Raw genomic sequence first — 14,938 nt, 5'->3', positions numbered from 1 at the left:
GGGAATAAAATCGGTCTGCTCAACGTTCACCATCGGGTAAAATTGCTGTATGGCGAAGGGCTACATATCCGCCGTATGAATCCAGGAACGGAGATTACATTCTATGTACCTAACAAACTTGTCTCCCAGGCCACTCCGGTGTCTCTGTTGCCATGAACGGAGAAAAAATGAAAGTCATCATAGTTGAAGACGAGTTTCCGGCGCAGCAGGAGCTCACGTGGTTAATTAACACCCACAGCCAGATGGAGATTGTCGGGACGTTCGACGATGGGCTGGACGTGTTGAAATTCCTGCAGCACAACAAGGTTGATGCCATTTTTCTCGACATCAACATACCTTCGCTGGACGGCGTTCTGCTGGCGCAGAATATCAGCCAGTTCGCGCATAAACCGTTTATTGTGTTTATCACCGCCTGGAAAGAGCACGCGGTGGAGGCCTTTGAACTGGAAGCATTCGACTATATTCTTAAGCCGTACCAGGAATCACGAATCATTAACATGCTGCAAAAGCTGACCAGCGCCTGGCAGCTACAGCAGCAGACAGACGGCCACGCCGGGACGGCTGCCAATCCGCAGCGGGAAAATGACACGATCAATCTCATTAAAGATGAGCGAATTATCGTCACCAGTATTCACGATATTTACTATGCGGAAGCCCACGAAAAAATGACCTTCGTCTACACCCGGCGGGAATCCTTCGTGATGCCAATGAACATTACGGAGTTTTGCGGCAAGCTGCCGCCAGCGCACTTCTTCCGCTGCCACCGATCCTATTGCGTCAACCTGAATAAAATTCGCGAGATTGAGCCCTGGTTCAACAACACCTATATTCTGCGCTTACGCGATCTGGAGTTTCAGGTGCCGGTCAGCCGCAGCAAGGTCAAAGAATTTCGCCAGCTCATGCATCTGTAGCAGGGGTATGCAGAAGAGAGTAGCCCGCACGCGGCCACGCCGGAACGGGCTAGCGATGACAAGATTAGAGAATCTGCCCGAGCGTCTGGCGCAGATGTGCCCCGGAACCCAGCAGGCCCGGATTATCGTGAACGATCAGGTACACCGGAATATCCTGAACGAAGGCTTTAAAGCGCCCCTTGTCTTCAAAACCTCCGCGGAAACCGGAAGCTTTGAAGAACTCCAGGAAACGCGGGACAATGCCGCCAGCAATATACACGCCTCCGAAGGTGGCCAGCGCCAGCGCCAGGTTGCCGCCAAAGCGCCCCATAATCACGCAGAACAACGACAGCGCGCGACGGCAATCGATACAGGTGTCGGCGAGCGCGCGTTCGGTCACATCTTTCGGCTGGAGATTTTCCGGCAGGCGGCCGTCTGATTTCACGATTGCCCGATAGAGATTAACCAGTCCCGGGCCGGATAGCACACGCTCGGCAGAGACGTGCCCCAACTCTGCGCGCAGCTCTTCAAGGATAATCCCCTCTTCTTCGCTGTTCGGCGCGAAATCAACATGCCCCCCTTCACCCGGCAGACTCACCCAGCGTTTGTCGACATGCACCAGGTGCGCAACGCCCAGGCCAGTTCCTGCGCCGTAGACGGCGATAGGTTTCCCCTCTACCGGCGTTGTACCGCCAAACTGAATCAGGTGCTCAGCCTTCAGCATCGGGATCGCCATCGATACCGCCGTAAAATCGTTGATGATCTCCAGATGTGAGAACCCGAGATTCTTTTTCATCTCTGCGATGGAAAAAGCCCATGTGTGGTTGGTCATCGCCACCCAGTCACCGGTGATCGGACAGGCAATCGCGATGCAACCGTCCTCAACTTCAACGCCCTGCTCGTCAATGTAGACGCGGACAACGGCTTCAAGACTGGGGTAATCGAGCCCGGAATACGTTTTTGCCCGGGAAATTTCCCCGCTTGCAATATCGCATAATGCCAGTCGGGCATTGGTTCCACCGACGTCTCCTACTAAAGCAAATTTTGTCATTCCGTTACGGCTCCACTAAAGTCAAAATGATTCTTTTGGCACACTGTAAATTCATGATGCCTTAACAACAACGACCAACATATAAGTGCCCACAGTTTAGCGACCTATATCACACTTGGGTTGTAATCTGTGCAAAATGATTCTCAACGCGCTGTGGGATCGTCAGGCATAGCCGTCAGTTTCTCGTTTCAGCACCATTTGCATCGACGCCCCCCAGGGACGCAGGCAAAATCGTGCTTCACGACCTTATAAAAGGAAATGTTTCATGCTGCATCCACGCGCCAGAACGATGCTGTTGTTATCGATACCCGCCGTGATTATCGGTATCGCTTCCAGCCTGGTATTGATTGTGACGATGAAGATTGCAGACATATTGCAGCATGTTATCTGGTCCAGCGTGCCGTCGAGTTTAGGCATGGAAGCCAGCGGGCCGTTGTGGACTGTCGCCGTGCTCACGCTAACCGGTATCGCCGTAGGGTTGGTGGTACGTTTTAGCCCCGGGCATGCCGGGCCGGATCCGGCCACCGAATCGTTAATTGGCGCCCCCATCAGCACCGCTGCGTTGCCGGGACTGGTCGCAGCCCTCGTATTAGGTCTCGCTGGCGGAGTCAGCCTCGGGCCTGAGCATCCGGTTATGGTGATGAATATCGCTCTTGCCGTCGCGATCGGTTCCCAACTGTTCCCTCGCGTCAGTTCACTGGACTGGACCATTCTTGCCGCCTCCGGCACAATCGGCGCGTTGTTTGGCACCCCGGTGGCTGCCGCGTTAATTTTTTCGCAAACCCTCAATAGCAGTAACGATGTGCCGCTGTGGGACCGATTGTTCGCTCCTCTGCTGGCGGCAGCAGCGGGCGCCCTGACCACGGATCTGTTCTTCCACCCCAGTTTTTCGTTGCCCATCCCCGTTTATCCGCAAATGCATTTCGTCGATATCTTCAGCGGCGCTATCGTAACGCTTATTGCCATTGCCGTCGGAATGGTGGCCGTCTGGTGCCTGCCGCGGCTGCATGCATTGATGAACCGCCTGAAAAACCCGGTGCTGACGTTAGGCCTCGGTGGCCTGATGCTGGGGATTCTCGGCGCCGCTGGCGGACATATTACGTTATTTAAAGGCCTTGAGGAGATACAGCAAATCGCCGTGGACCACACCCTGACGGCCGGCGACTTTTTGCTGATTGCGCTGGTGAAGCTGGCAGCGCTGGTCATCGCCTCCGCCAGTGGTTTTCGCGGCGGACGCATTTTCCCCGCGGTTTTCGTCGGCGTGGCGCTCGGTTTAATGCTACATGCGCACGTCGATGCCGTTCCGGCAGCCATCACGGTCTCCTGTTCCATTCTGGGCATGATGCTGGTGGTCACCCGCGATGGCTGGCTCAGCCTGTTTATGGCGGCAGTTGTCGTCCCGGATACAACGCTGCTGCCGCTGCTGTGTATTGTGATGCTCCCGGCCTGGCTGCTGTTGGCCGGGAAGCCGATGATGTTAGCCAGGCGACGAAATGACTAAACGCGGCTGTTTCTCTCTTCCAGAGCCTGGGTTACCGCGCGTAGGAAGTCGGGTATATCCATTTTGGGCAGCATGACCTCCACCAGCGTCAGCTTATCGGAACCAATACTGTCGGCCATCGCTTCTTCAAGCTCTTCCGTCCGCGCCACGCGCCAGCATCGGGAAGGGACATTGGGGGCGAAGGCGCCCGGCAAGCGGTTCCAGTCCCACAGCGCAATATCGTTATAACGCTGCTCGGGACCGTGAATCGCTCGTTCAACCGTATAACCTTCGTTATTAAGCAACAGGATCAGCGGGTTTTGTTTATCGCGTAGCATCGACCCCAGCTCCTGAATCGTCAGCTGAGCTGCCCCGTCGCCCACTATCAACACCACCCGTTTGCCCGGCGCTGCGGTTTGTGCGCCATAGGCGGCCGGTAGGGTAAATCCTATCGATCCCCACAGCGGCTGGACCAGCAGGGTGGCGTCAGAGGGAAGCTTGAGCGCCGCAACGCCGAAAGCCGCGGTTCCCTGATCGGCAAGAATGATATCCCCGGGACGCAGTTGCTCTTGTACCGTACTCCAGAAGCTTCCCTGTGTGAGGTTGCCGCTCGTTATGCTTTCCACCTCCGGCGCAGAGCAGTCTGGCAACTGCCACTCTGCTGACAGGCCGGCAGACAGCATCATTAACTCGTTAAGGGCTTGATCCATCGGGATGCGGCTGAACCAGTGGTCACCGACTCTGACGGCAAAAGGCTGAATTTCAATCGTGCGTTCAAGGGGTAAATGTTGGGTAAATCCGGCAGTGATAGTGTCGGTGAAGCGGGTCCCGACACAGATGATCGTATCGGCATTTTCAATGGCCTCGCGTGTTTGCGGCGCGCTGGCGATACCGCTATAGGTACCGACAAAACCAGGCTGCTGCTCATCAAACAACCCTTTTCCCATCAGCATCGTGGCACAGGCAATGGGTGTTTTCGCCACCCACATCCGTAGCGTATCCTGCAGGCCATAGCGCTGAGCGAGGAAATCCGCCAGCAATGATACCTGCCGACTGTTGCGCAGCATCTGCCCGGCATGTTCACGGAACCCGGCCAGCTGATTCTCATCCGCAGGCGGCCCTTCAATCGCCAGACGACGAGCGGGTGGCGTCGCTTTTGCTTTCGCCACATCGGCAGGTAACAGCAAATAACCGGGACGATGGTGGGTGAGCATCTCGCTCAGCACCCGATCGATTTCATGGCAAGCATTCCCCGCCGTCAACGTAGCCTGGGTGCAGGTGATCTGTTCGCTCATCCGCGAAAAGTGCGTGAAGTCGCCATCTCCCAGCGTATGGTGCAGAAGTTCTCCGCGCTGTTGGGCCCCGGAGCAAGGCGCGCCGACGATATGCAGTACCGGAATATGTTCCGCATAGCTGCCGGCCACGCCGTTGAGCGCGCTCAGCTCACCGACACCGTAGGTCGTCAGCAGCGCCCCGGCACCTTTGATACGTGCATAGCCGTCGGCGGCGTAGGCGGCATTCAGCTCATTCGCACAGCCAACCCATCCCAACGCCTGATGCGCGATGACACAGTCGAGGAATTGTAAATTGTAATCTCCAGGTACGCCAAACAAGCGGTCTATGCCGCAATCTACCAGACGATCCAGCAGATAATCGCCAACAGTGTAAGTCGGTTGCATCTCCATACTCCTCTTCCCGTTGCAGGTGATCTGAGTATTGAATAAGCGATTCAACTGTCCAGACAGTGGTCAATAATCGGGATGGAAAGCAAAATTTACGCCTTTGAAGGGTGTACTCCCCACTGAACATTCTTTAGTGTAAACGTATACACAACCTGTTCTATCTGCGGAGGAAGTATGGTGTACCAGGCAAATGCGGCACGATATCAGACGATGGAATACCGCCGTTGTGGCCGGAGCGGATTAAAGCTACCGGCCATTTCACTCGGCCTCTGGCACAATTTTGGCGACGAAACGCGGGTGGAAACCAGCCGTCAGTTGCTGCGACATGCCTTTGATCTTGGCATGACCCATTTTGATTTAGCCAACAATTACGGGCCGCCTCCGGGCTCAGCGGAAAGCAATTTTGGCCGCATCCTGCGGGAGGACTTTTTACCTTATCGCGACGAACTGATTATCTCCAGTAAAGCCGGTTACACCATGTGGGACGGCCCCTATGGCGACTGGGGATCGCGTAAATACCTGGTCGCCAGCCTCAATCAAAGCCTGAGGCGTATGGGGCTGGAGTACGTTGATATCTTCTACCATCACCGCCCGGATCCCGAAACTCCGTTACTGGAAACCATGCGTGCGCTGGACCATCTCGTGCGCCAGGGTAAAGCGCTGTATGTCGGGCTTTCCAACTATCCACTTGAGCAGGCCGCCGAAGCGGTGCGTATTCTCAATGACCTTGGGACACCGTGTCTTATCCATCAACCCAAATATTCCATGCTCGAACGCTGGGTTGAGGATGGACTACTCGATTTTCTGCAGGTTGAAGGCGTGGGAAGCATCGCGTTTTCACCGCTGGCTGGCGGTCAACTCACCGATCGCTATTTAAACGGTATTCCGGCAGATTCCCGTGCCGCCAGCGGCAGCCGCTTCCTGCAAGCGGAGCAGTTAACCGAGGCGAAGCTCGAGAAGGTTCGTCGGCTGGACGCGCTGGCCGAGGCCCGCGGGCAAAAGCTCTCTCAGATGGCGCTGGCCTGGGTTTTACGGGCAGAGAAAGTGACTTCCGTGCTGATTGGCGCCAGCAAAACTACACAGCTTGATGATGCCGTGGGTATGCTGGCCAATCGCCATTTCAGCGCACAAGAGTGTGCGGCAATCGACGCAATCCTTGCGGCGTAAACGCAATTTCACTTTCACAAAAAGTGCTCTTATCCGCGATTTAGGAGTTCATCCAATGCTGCGGGGCTATACCGCTCCGTAATATCACGTTAACAGGCCCAATGAGCGCGACTATCATCCGGCGCTCAGGCCCCGATCGTGAAGGAGAAGAGTATGTTCAGGTCACTGATTCTGGCTGCGGTGCTTTTGCTTTCAGCGCCACTGGTCGCAAATGCCGGAGAGATCACCCTGCTGCCATCTGTAAAATTACAAATAGGCGATCGTGATAATTACGGTAACTACTGGGACGGTGGCGGCTGGCGCGACCGTGATTACTGGCGTCGTCACTATGAGTGGCGTGATAACCGCTGGCGCCATCACGATAACGGCTGGCATCGCGGCTGGGATAAACGTAAAGCCTACGAACGCGGCTATCGTGAAGGCTGGAATGATCGTGATGACCGACGCGGCGGCTGGGGACGCGGACCGGGCGGCGGTCGTGGCCACGGTCATGGCCACCATTAATCAAATCGGGGAACCAGATGGTTCCCCTTTTTCATGGCGATCGACATGATTACAGCCCGAAGATCGTGCCGACCAATAGCCAACCATTGAGCAATACCACGATGCCGACAATCACCCAACCCGCACGTCTCACCCACGGGGTATTGACCAAGTCCCCCATCAGCTGGGCATTACTGGTGAAAATCAGCAGCGGCACCAGCGCCAGAGCGATGCCAAAACTCAGCAGCACCTGACTCATCACCAGAATTCTCGTCGGGTCCAACCCCATCAGAATGACAATAAATGAAGGCAGCATCGTTACCGCACGACGAAACCACAGCGGAATATGGAAGCGAATAAAGCCCTGCATCACGACCTGGCCTGCCAGTGTTCCCACCACCGTCGATGACAAACCAGCGGCCACCAGACTCAGGCCAAAGATGGTCGCGGCCGCGTGGCTTAACAGTGGTTCCAGTGTCAAATATGCCTGATCCAGATCGGCAATCCCGGTGTGGCCGTTAAAGTGAAATGCCGCGGCGGCGGTGGCCATCATCGCCAGGTTAACAAACCCGGCAATCGTCATCGCAATCGCAACGTCCCAGCGGGTGGCGTGATAACGTTCTTTTCGCGTACCGCCGTGCAGATTCTGCGTTAACGACGAGTGTAAATAGATAACGTGCGGCATGATCGTCGCTCCGAGCACACCGGCGGCAAGGAACACGGCTTCACTGTTCGGCAAACTCGGGATGATCATCCCTTTCGCCAACGGCGCCAGCGCAGGTTGGGAGAAAATCAGTTCCGCAATGTAGGCGACGGCCACAAACAACAGTAAACCACCGATCGCTTTTTCCAGCGGCTTTTGCCCGCGACGCTGCAGCATCAGGATCAAGAAAGTGGCAATCCCGGTTAATACCGCTCCCTGTAGTAACGACACGCCAAGAATCAGCTTAAAGCCAATGGCCGCTCCAATAAATTCGGCGAGGTCGGTAGCCATGGCGATAATTTCCGCCTGCACCCAGTAAAACCACACCACCGGACGCGGATAGCGATCGCGAATCTGTTCCGCCAGGTTCTTACCCGTCGCAATACCGAGCTTTGCCGACAGCACCTGAATCAGCATCGCCATCAGGTTTGCCCATACCACCACCCACAGCAGTTGATAGCCAAAGCTGGCGCCCGCCTGAATATTGGTGGCGAAGTTGCCGGGATCGATATATCCAATGGCAGCAATGAACGCAGGCCCCATCAATGCGAGCTTCATCTTGCGCGCTGCGCGACCGCTGCTATTCTCAACGCGACTGCTAGTCATTTTCTGCCTCTGAAATATAGCCTTTGCTATGTTTCATGCTATCAAAATGCGAATGATTATCAAGTTCATTTAGAAAGATGATCACTATTGCTTTGATAGGAGGGAACGATAGCGGCTAACAACGAAAAAAGTGGCATTGATGAATTCGCATCTCGCCAGATCACAGATTAGTACAATCTAAGCAACTTTTAAAACCTTTACGCTACATAACAAAAATGTATGCTTGATCACTAATTTGGTGATTGGTCACAGTTCATTGCAATAGTGTGGATTTGATCTCGTTTTCTTTGGTCTTGTTACATAGAATGTGCACAGAAATTTAACCTGCCTCATATTTGGAGCAAATATGGACCGCGTCTTGCATTTTATCCTCGCGATCGTAGTGGTGGCTATACTGGCCCTTCTGGTCAGCCATAACCGTAACCAAATTCGCATTCGTTATGTTATTCAATTACTTGTCATTGAAGTTTTGCTGGCATGGTTCTTCCTGAACTCTGATATTGGTCTGGGTTTTGTGAAAGGCTTCTCCGAGATGTTCGAAAAACTTCTCGGCTTTGCCAATGAAGGGACAAACTTCGTTTTCGGTAATATGAATGACAAAGGCCTGGCATTCTTCTTCCTGAAGGTGCTGTGCCCTATCGTCTTCATCTCTGCGCTGATCGGTATTTTGCAGCATATTCGTATCCTGCCGGTCGTCATTCGCGCCATTGGTACCGTGCTGTCCAAAATTAACGGCATGGGTAAACTGGAGTCATTCAACGCCGTCAGTTCCCTGATTCTGGGCCAGTCAGAAAACTTTATTGCCTATAAAGATATTCTGGGCAAAATGTCGCGCAACCGGATGTACACCATGGCTGCGACCGCGATGTCGACCGTTTCCATGTCTATCGTCGGTGCGTACATGACGATGCTGCAGCCTAAATATGTCGTGGCTGCGTTGGTGCTCAACATGTTCAGTACCTTTATTGTCCTGTCGCTGATTAACCCGTACCGCGTTGAAGACAGCGAAGAAAACCTGCAGATGTCCCATCTGCATGAAGGTCAGAGCTTTTTTGAAATGCTGGGGGAATACATTCTGGCGGGCTTTAAAGTTGCCATTATCGTTGCCGCAATGCTGATCGGTTTCATCGCCTTGATCTCCGCACTGAACGCCCTGTTCGCGACCGTTACCGGCTGGTTTGGCTACAGCATCTCCTTCCAGGGGATCCTTGGCTACATCTTCTATCCGGTTGCCTGGGTGATGGGCGTACCGGCAGGTGAAGCACTGCAGGTGGGCAGTATTATGGCCACCAAACTGGTTTCGAACGAATTTGTGGCGATGATGGATCTGCAGAAAATTGCCAGCACGCTCTCTCCGCGCGCTGAAGGCATTATCTCTGTCTTCCTGGTCTCCTTCGCCAACTTCTCCTCTATCGGGATTATTGCCGGGGCGATCAAAGGCCTCAACGAAGAACAAGGTAACGTGGTTTCCCGCTTTGGACTGAAGCTGGTTTACGGTTCGACGCTGGTGAGCGTACTCTCGGCGTCTATCGCCGCGCTGGTGCTGTAAACTGACAAGATGATGAAAAAGCCGGGCTTGCCCCGGTTTTTTTACGTCCGCAGTTCACTGAGCGGCCGCGGCTTGCCGATTAAATATCCCTGCAAATAGTCGACACCTAACGCCAGCAGTTTCTCTTTTTGCTCTTCCGTCTCGACGTATTCCGCCACCACCGTCAGGTTTTTAACTTTCGCCACTTCAATAATGGATTTAATCATAATCGCATCCAGCGGGTCGCTCTCGAGATCGCGGACAAAACAGCCGTCAATCTTGACAATATCCGCCTGTAGACGCTTCAGACGTTCATAGTTGGCATAGCCCGTACCAAAATCATCAATGGCGATAGCGCAGCCAAAATCCCGCAGTTGCTGAATGTTATGCATACTCTCTCCCGCATCGCTGAACGCCTGTTCTTCGGTAATCTCAATGGAGATGGTCTCCGGCGACAGCTGATAGCGTTTAAACAAGGCGATAATCTGCGCGGCGCTATCATTTTGCATTAATGTGTAAGGCAGCAAATTAACGGAAAAATGCTGCCCCGGGTACTGATGCAACATGCTGAAGAGCATTTCCAGCACCAGCATGTCAAAACGCTGGCTCAGGTTGAACTGAACAATCAGCGGAATAAACTCGTCGGGCGTCATCGTCGATTTGCCACAGCGCATCCGCGTCAGAATTTCATGGTACCCCTCGCCCGCCGAATTCTGGATAGGCTGGGCATACAGCACAAGATCGCGTTCATTCAGCGCCCGCTTCACCTGGGTCAACATCCGAACCTGCTCGCTGGTCTGGTCAGAAACCTGTCCTTGCGCAGCATCCAGTGCCAACACCTGCCGACCATTCCCCGCCTGCTCTGACAGCCAGCTCAATTGGCCCAGCATTGGGTGAAGCTCTTCTTCGCGACCGCGATGTCTTGCCCATGCCGCACCAAATTCCAGATCCAGCGTTTGATTGTGCCAGCTAAATTTCTTGTGATTCAGCATCGCCACCATATGACCCAATCGTGCAGAAGGATCTGGCCCGCCTAAAACCAGTAATAACTCGCTCCCCGGCAGTTGGAAGAGCTCATCTCTTTCCCCCAGTAGCGGCCGTAATTTGCTGGCGATTTGCTGTTTACAATGCACCCGCATCATCATGCCGTAATGACGGCTGAGGAAGTCGAGGTTAGCGATCCGTAAGCTGCTGATGACGAAGTCAACATCCTGGCGCAGATAGCATTCCAGCGCGCGCAGGTTCGGTAGTCCGGTTAACGGGTCTTCCCGAGCCTGATCCCGCCATCTGAGTTTAATTCTCTCGTTCTGGCCGTAAATATCTACCATATAAAACAAACAGATGGTGAATGAGATCAGTACGGAAAGAACAAATGACAGGGCAAATTCAGTCTGGACCCCCTGGAGAAAATTTTGATTATAGGCCACGAGTAAAAACGCCGAAACAGACCAGGAAATATGAATTAATACATGGCCCAGCCGGCTAATACCGATAGAATACACAATGAAGATAAGTGGTACTAAATAACCTGCAATATAATCATAATGATAGGGAGCGCAAAGCACCAGCAATATAGCCCCCAGAGCCATAAACCAGTACAGGGTAAATACCCGACGCTCGCGGGTAAACCATGGCTGGCAATGGCGTCGCCAGAATAATTTTGCGTAACGCGGACTGATAAGCATCCGCATTGGGTAATAAAAGAAGGTGGTAAATATTAATGCAGCGCTGATCAGGCTTTGTATATCAATAATGGTATATATGGCAGACATCCCTTTGAAATGGAAAGAGATAGCCAGCGGGAATGCGAAAAACACACCGACCAGATACATGGTCAGTTTCATTAACACCGGTGCAAAAAAACCACCCCAGAAAATCCGCGTCCCCATATGCTTTGCGCTCAGCCCACTGCGCCAGGTTCTGCCGATCAGCATTCTGACAATCGCGCAGGACACCAGCACTGAAAATAGCTGGCAAAATAGCAGCAGCACCGACTGTAATACCGTAAGGGGAAGGATGAGATGATTAGTAATCGCAAAGGAAATAATTAATGGAGCGATTGCGTAGCGGCCAAAAATAAAAATAACCGCATACATCATACTTAATGGCAACCAGGCAAGAAAAATCTGATTCCCATCGACGATAGTCAGAGGTGAAATAAACCTGGCTAATGGGATAGAAATTAAACACACAATCAACGCGAGTAACGTTTTTCTGATATTAATGTTAAAGTTATCAATCATTATTGTTAATGAAAACTCCGGCGCCAGACAATACTTTTATATTAAATAAATATTAAATGGGATAATAACCACAGGCAAGGAAATAACCTGAGGAAGAATCTTAAATTACATAGAATCTAATGTTAGTAAGTTTTCTGACTTAACCAGAAGGTGCTTTACATTTGTGATGGCAAAAAAAAACCCTCGCCGTAGCGAGGGTTATGAATTTGGTGGAGCTAAGCGGGATCGAACCGCTGACCTCTTGCATGCCATGCAAGCGCTCTCCCAGCTGAGCTATAGCCCCACAAAGTGCTTTACGAACCAAACCTGATGGGAACAGAGTTTGGTGGAGCTAAGCGGGATCGAACCGCTGACCTCTTGCATGCCATGCAAGCGCTCTCCCAGCTGAGCTATAGCCCCGAACCGTAAAACATGTCGTGTTGACGGGCGGCATAATATGAATTCCTTCGTCAGGTGTCAACGGCAAAATGAATCCTCACAATTTGATCGCTGAAAAAGCAGGCAACTCGCTGACAATGCGAGCCTTATCGCAGGTAGACGTTAAACATGTCACTCTTTCACGTAAAAGGATGCTATAACATGAGCAACTAATTCCCACATGTTTACTCAGGAAATAGTATGCTCAAGGAACGAATGACACCTGAAGAAATTGCGCATCATACCGGGTTCAGCCGGCAGACAATCAATAAATGGGTTCGTAAAGAGGGATGGCAAACATCGCCTCGTCCTGGCGTGCAGGGCGGTAAGGCGCGTCTCGTCCACGTGAATGACCAGGTTAAAGAATTTATTCGCAACGCACAGCGCGTGGCGGAACCCTTCCCTTCTTACTCCCCGGCAGAAAACGACCTTGAACCCTTACTGCTGACACTCAGTAAAGAGATGACTCCGGTGGAACAGAAACAGTTAATGTCGCTGCTACTGCGCGAAGGCATTCGCGGGTTACTCCAGCGGCTGGATATTCGTGACCAGTAATATCATGATGAAACTAAAAGATAAAATGACGCCGGCAGAGCTGGCAGATTGCCTTGGACTGGCCAGACAAACGATTAACCGCTGGGTCAGAGAACAACAATGGCGCACGGAGAGCATTCCCGGCGTAAAGGGTGGCCGCGCTCGTCTCATCATTATTGATAAGTCGGTCCTCGATTTTCTGGCCAATATTCCGGCACTTCGCTATCTGCTGACGGAACATCAGCTGGCAGAACCGTCCAGCCACTATTTTGTTAACGATGCTGGCGTTATCTGGCGGCAAATTGCCGAAACACTGCATCTTATGACGATTGAAGAACAGCAGCACCTGCGGGATCTTCTCGCCCGTGAAGGAATCAGTGGATTCTTGTCGCGTCTCGGTATTACCAGCCAGAATAAGTAAAAAAACGGCAGGATATAACCTGCCGCTTCGTTAAGCGTCGACGAGCAAACCTGAATCAGGATTGCTGGCTTTCGCGTTCTGCAATAAAAGTCAGCGCTTTATTGATACGTTCTACACTGCGGGATTTACCGATAGCGTGGACCGTAACGTCAAGCGCCGGTGACTGACCAGCTCCGGTCACAGCGACGCGCAGCGGCATCCCGACTTTGCCCATCCCGACTTCCAGCTCATCCGCGGTCGTCTGAATAGCGTGGTGAACATTTTCTGCTGTCCAGTCGGTGATGGCAGACAGTTTGTCACGCACGACTTCCAGCGGCTGACGAGCAACCGGACGCAGGTGTTTCTTCGCGGCGTCAGCATCAAACTCGGCAAACTCTTCGTAGAAATAACGGCAGCTTGACGCCATCTCTTTCAGCGTTTTACAACGTTCACCCAGCAGAGTGACCAGCTCAGCCAGTTGCGGACCGTTGCGGGTATCGATATTTTCCTGCTCAATATGCCACTGCAGATAGGTCGCTACGTACTCCGGCGCCATCGAATTAATATAGTGATGATTCAGCCACAGCAGTTTATCCGTGTTGAACGCACTGGCCGATTTGCTCACCGCGCCCAGGGAGAACAGCTTGATCATCTCTTCACGGCTGAAGATCTCCTGATCGCCACTGGCCCAGCCCAGACGTACCAGGTAATTCAGTAGCGCTTCCGGCAGGTAGCCGTCATCGCGATACTGCATGACACTCACGGCGCCGTGGCGTTTGGAGAGTTTCTTGCCATCATCGCCATTAATCATGGAAACGTGGGCATATACCGGGACCGGCGCGTTCAGCGCTTTCAGGATGTTGATCTGACGCGGGGTGTTATTGATATGATCTTCACCGCGGATCACGTGCGTGATCGCCATATCCCAGTCATCCACAACCACGCAGAAGTTGTAGGTCGGAGAACCATCTGTACGACGGATGATCAGATCGTCAAGTTCCTGGTTGCTGAATTCGATTGGCCCACGGATCTGGTCGTCAAAAATGACAGATCCGTCTTGCGGGTTAGCAAAACGCACGACGCAAGGTTCATTATCAGCATGATGTTCATGGCCATGGCGGCAACGCCCGTCATAACGCGGCTTTTCACCCTTTGCCATCTGCTCTTCACGCAGCGCGTCCAGACGTTCTTTGGAGCAATAGCATTTATAAGCGGTACCGGCCTCCAGCATTTCATCAATGACGGCGTTATAGCGGTCAAAACGTTTGGTCTGGAAGTACGGACCTTCATCCCATTCCAGATTCAGCCAGTTCATCCCATCCATGATGGCTTCAATTGCTTCCGGCGTTGAGCGTTCAAGATCGGTGTCTTCAATACGCAGAACAAACTCACCGTCGTTATGACGAGCAAAAAGCCAGGAATAGAGAGCAGTACGCGCACCGCCAACGTGCAGATAGCCTGTCGGGCTGGGCGCGAAGCGAGTTTTGATTTTCATGAAATGGCCTTACGTTTAATAAAGATGCCGACAACCGGCAGAGCCCGTGGATATTTATGGCTGAATATTCTAACACCGTGGGCTGATTCCTCAATGTTGTTCAGGTCTGAACGTCACGGTTTGCTATTTTTGTTTATAAATCATGCTCCACGGATTCTTTTGCGATCGTTTTGGCTAATTTTACGACGAACAAACAAATTATTTAGAAAAGGCGTTGACTCATTTTCAACTCTCCCTATAATGCGACTCCACACAGCGG

Annotated in this window: 13 protein-coding genes and 2 tRNA genes; 8 read left to right on the top strand and 7 right to left on the bottom strand. The window is 52.6% G+C overall.

The genetic code is table 11. The features are described from left to right. Together ACZAHD_RS16990 and ACZAHD_RS16985 are read left to right on the top strand one after the other, a co-directional pair. Positions 1-156, top strand: a 156-nt coding sequence (locus ACZAHD_RS16990) for an ATP-binding protein (RefSeq protein WP_462457815.1), incomplete at its 5' end; no start/stop codon positions are given. Between the two features lie 11 nt (positions 157-167). Further along, positions 168-911, top strand: a complete 744-nt coding sequence (locus ACZAHD_RS16985) for a LytR/AlgR family response regulator transcription factor (RefSeq protein WP_462457814.1) — start codon at positions 168-170, stop codon at positions 909-911. 64 nt (positions 912-975) lie between these two features. On the opposite strand, the gene glk is transcribed toward ACZAHD_RS16985, so the two are convergent. Next, a complete protein-coding gene (gene glk / locus ACZAHD_RS16980) occupies positions 976-1,941 on the bottom strand; it encodes a glucokinase (protein WP_462457813.1) in 966 nt (321 codons plus the stop codon). 265 nt (positions 1,942-2,206) lie between these two features. Here glk and ACZAHD_RS16975 point away from each other — a divergent pair, with 265 nt between their 5' ends. After that, positions 2,207-3,442 carry an ion channel protein gene (locus ACZAHD_RS16975; RefSeq protein ID WP_462457812.1) on the top strand — a complete coding sequence of 412 codons (1,236 nt, stop codon included), beginning with the start codon at positions 2,207-2,209 and terminating at the stop codon, positions 3,440-3,442. On the opposite strand, the gene ACZAHD_RS16970 is transcribed toward ACZAHD_RS16975, so the two are convergent. Continuing rightward, positions 3,439-5,100, bottom strand: coding sequence for an alpha-keto acid decarboxylase family protein (locus ACZAHD_RS16970; RefSeq protein WP_462457811.1), 1,662 nt, complete (start codon positions 5,098-5,100; stop codon positions 3,439-3,441). The two genes, ACZAHD_RS16975 and ACZAHD_RS16970, sit on opposite strands and share 4 nt — an antisense overlap. A gap of 177 nt (positions 5,101-5,277) precedes the next feature. Between ACZAHD_RS16970 and mgrA the strand changes: the two genes are divergently transcribed. Together mgrA and ACZAHD_RS16960 are read left to right on the top strand one after the other, a co-directional pair. Beyond that, positions 5,278-6,270 carry an L-glyceraldehyde 3-phosphate reductase gene (gene mgrA / locus ACZAHD_RS16965; protein WP_462457810.1) on the top strand — a complete coding sequence of 331 codons (993 nt, stop codon included), beginning with the start codon at positions 5,278-5,280 and terminating at the stop codon, positions 6,268-6,270. A gap of 153 nt (positions 6,271-6,423) precedes the next feature. Then, positions 6,424-6,774, top strand: a complete 351-nt coding sequence (locus tag ACZAHD_RS16960; protein ID WP_462457809.1) for a DUF2502 domain-containing protein — start codon at positions 6,424-6,426, stop codon at positions 6,772-6,774. 49 nt (positions 6,775-6,823) lie between these two features. Here the strand turns inward: ACZAHD_RS16960 and ACZAHD_RS16955 are convergent, their stop codons facing one another. Further along, on the bottom strand, positions 6,824-8,062 hold the full coding sequence (locus tag ACZAHD_RS16955) for an Nramp family divalent metal transporter (RefSeq protein WP_462457808.1): 1,239 nt from the start codon (positions 8,060-8,062) through the stop codon (positions 6,824-6,826). 346 nt (positions 8,063-8,408) lie between these two features. Between ACZAHD_RS16955 and ACZAHD_RS16950 the strand changes: the two genes are divergently transcribed. Continuing rightward, on the top strand, positions 8,409-9,611 hold the full coding sequence (locus ACZAHD_RS16950) for a NupC/NupG family nucleoside CNT transporter (RefSeq protein ID WP_462457807.1): 1,203 nt from the start codon (positions 8,409-8,411) through the stop codon (positions 9,609-9,611). Positions 9,612-9,652: 41 nt separating this feature from the next. On the opposite strand, the gene ACZAHD_RS16945 is transcribed toward ACZAHD_RS16950, so the two are convergent. The 3 genes from ACZAHD_RS16945 to ACZAHD_RS16935 form a co-directional block, all read right to left on the bottom strand. After that, positions 9,653-11,833, bottom strand: coding sequence for a sensor domain-containing phosphodiesterase (locus ACZAHD_RS16945; protein WP_462457806.1), 2,181 nt, complete (start codon positions 11,831-11,833; stop codon positions 9,653-9,655). Between the two features lie 207 nt (positions 11,834-12,040). Beyond that, positions 12,041-12,116: transfer RNA gene (locus ACZAHD_RS16940), tRNA-Ala, on the bottom strand. A 40-nt stretch (positions 12,117-12,156) separates the two neighbouring features. Beyond that, positions 12,157-12,232 (bottom strand) — tRNA-Ala (locus ACZAHD_RS16935). Positions 12,233-12,451: 219 nt separating this feature from the next. Between ACZAHD_RS16935 and ACZAHD_RS16930 the strand changes: the two genes are divergently transcribed. Both ACZAHD_RS16930 and ACZAHD_RS16925 read left to right on the top strand, forming a co-directional pair. Further along, positions 12,452-12,805 carry a YfeC-like transcriptional regulator gene (locus tag ACZAHD_RS16930; RefSeq protein WP_462457805.1) on the top strand — a complete coding sequence of 118 codons (354 nt, stop codon included), beginning with the start codon at positions 12,452-12,454 and terminating at the stop codon, positions 12,803-12,805. Between the two features lie 4 nt (positions 12,806-12,809). After that, complete coding sequence (locus ACZAHD_RS16925; protein ID WP_462457804.1) at positions 12,810-13,205, top strand: YfeC-like transcriptional regulator; 396 nt, start codon at positions 12,810-12,812, stop codon at positions 13,203-13,205. Positions 13,206-13,260: 55 nt separating this feature from the next. Here the strand turns inward: ACZAHD_RS16925 and gltX are convergent, their stop codons facing one another. Continuing rightward, a complete protein-coding gene (gltX, locus tag ACZAHD_RS16920) occupies positions 13,261-14,679 on the bottom strand; it encodes a glutamate--tRNA ligase (protein WP_462457803.1) in 1,419 nt (472 codons plus the stop codon). Between the last annotated feature and the right edge of the window lie 259 nt (positions 14,680-14,938).

It is taken from the genome of Raoultella sp. (assembly GCF_039594335.1).
Taxonomy (GTDB): domain Bacteria; phylum Pseudomonadota; class Gammaproteobacteria; order Enterobacterales; family Enterobacteriaceae; genus Klebsiella.
Note: the sequence above shows the minus strand (reverse complement) of the source record. Positions and strands in the feature narration are given on the sequence as shown.

Coding starts and splice junctions, on each gene's coding strand:
- ACZAHD_RS16985 (WP_462457814.1), top strand. CDS start 168: ATGAAAGTCATCATAGTTGAAGACGAGTTTCCGGCGCAGCAGGAGCTC.
- glk (WP_462457813.1), bottom strand. CDS start 1,941: ATGACAAAATTTGCTTTAGTAGGAGACGTCGGTGGAACCAATGCCCGA.
- ACZAHD_RS16975 (WP_462457812.1), top strand. CDS start 2,207: ATGCTGCATCCACGCGCCAGAACGATGCTGTTGTTATCGATACCCGCC.
- ACZAHD_RS16970 (WP_462457811.1), bottom strand. CDS start 5,100: ATGCAACCGACTTACACTGTTGGCGATTATCTGCTGGATCGTCTGGTA.
- mgrA (WP_462457810.1), top strand. CDS start 5,278: ATGGTGTACCAGGCAAATGCGGCACGATATCAGACGATGGAATACCGC.
- ACZAHD_RS16960 (WP_462457809.1), top strand. CDS start 6,424: ATGTTCAGGTCACTGATTCTGGCTGCGGTGCTTTTGCTTTCAGCGCCA.
- ACZAHD_RS16955 (WP_462457808.1), bottom strand. CDS start 8,062: ATGACTAGCAGTCGCGTTGAGAATAGCAGCGGTCGCGCAGCGCGCAAG.
- ACZAHD_RS16950 (WP_462457807.1), top strand. CDS start 8,409: ATGGACCGCGTCTTGCATTTTATCCTCGCGATCGTAGTGGTGGCTATA.
- ACZAHD_RS16945 (WP_462457806.1), bottom strand. CDS start 11,833: ATGATTGATAACTTTAACATTAATATCAGAAAAACGTTACTCGCGTTG.
- ACZAHD_RS16930 (WP_462457805.1), top strand. CDS start 12,452: ATGCTCAAGGAACGAATGACACCTGAAGAAATTGCGCATCATACCGGG.
- ACZAHD_RS16925 (WP_462457804.1), top strand. CDS start 12,810: ATGATGAAACTAAAAGATAAAATGACGCCGGCAGAGCTGGCAGATTGC.
- gltX (WP_462457803.1), bottom strand. CDS start 14,679: ATGAAAATCAAAACTCGCTTCGCGCCCAGCCCGACAGGCTATCTGCAC.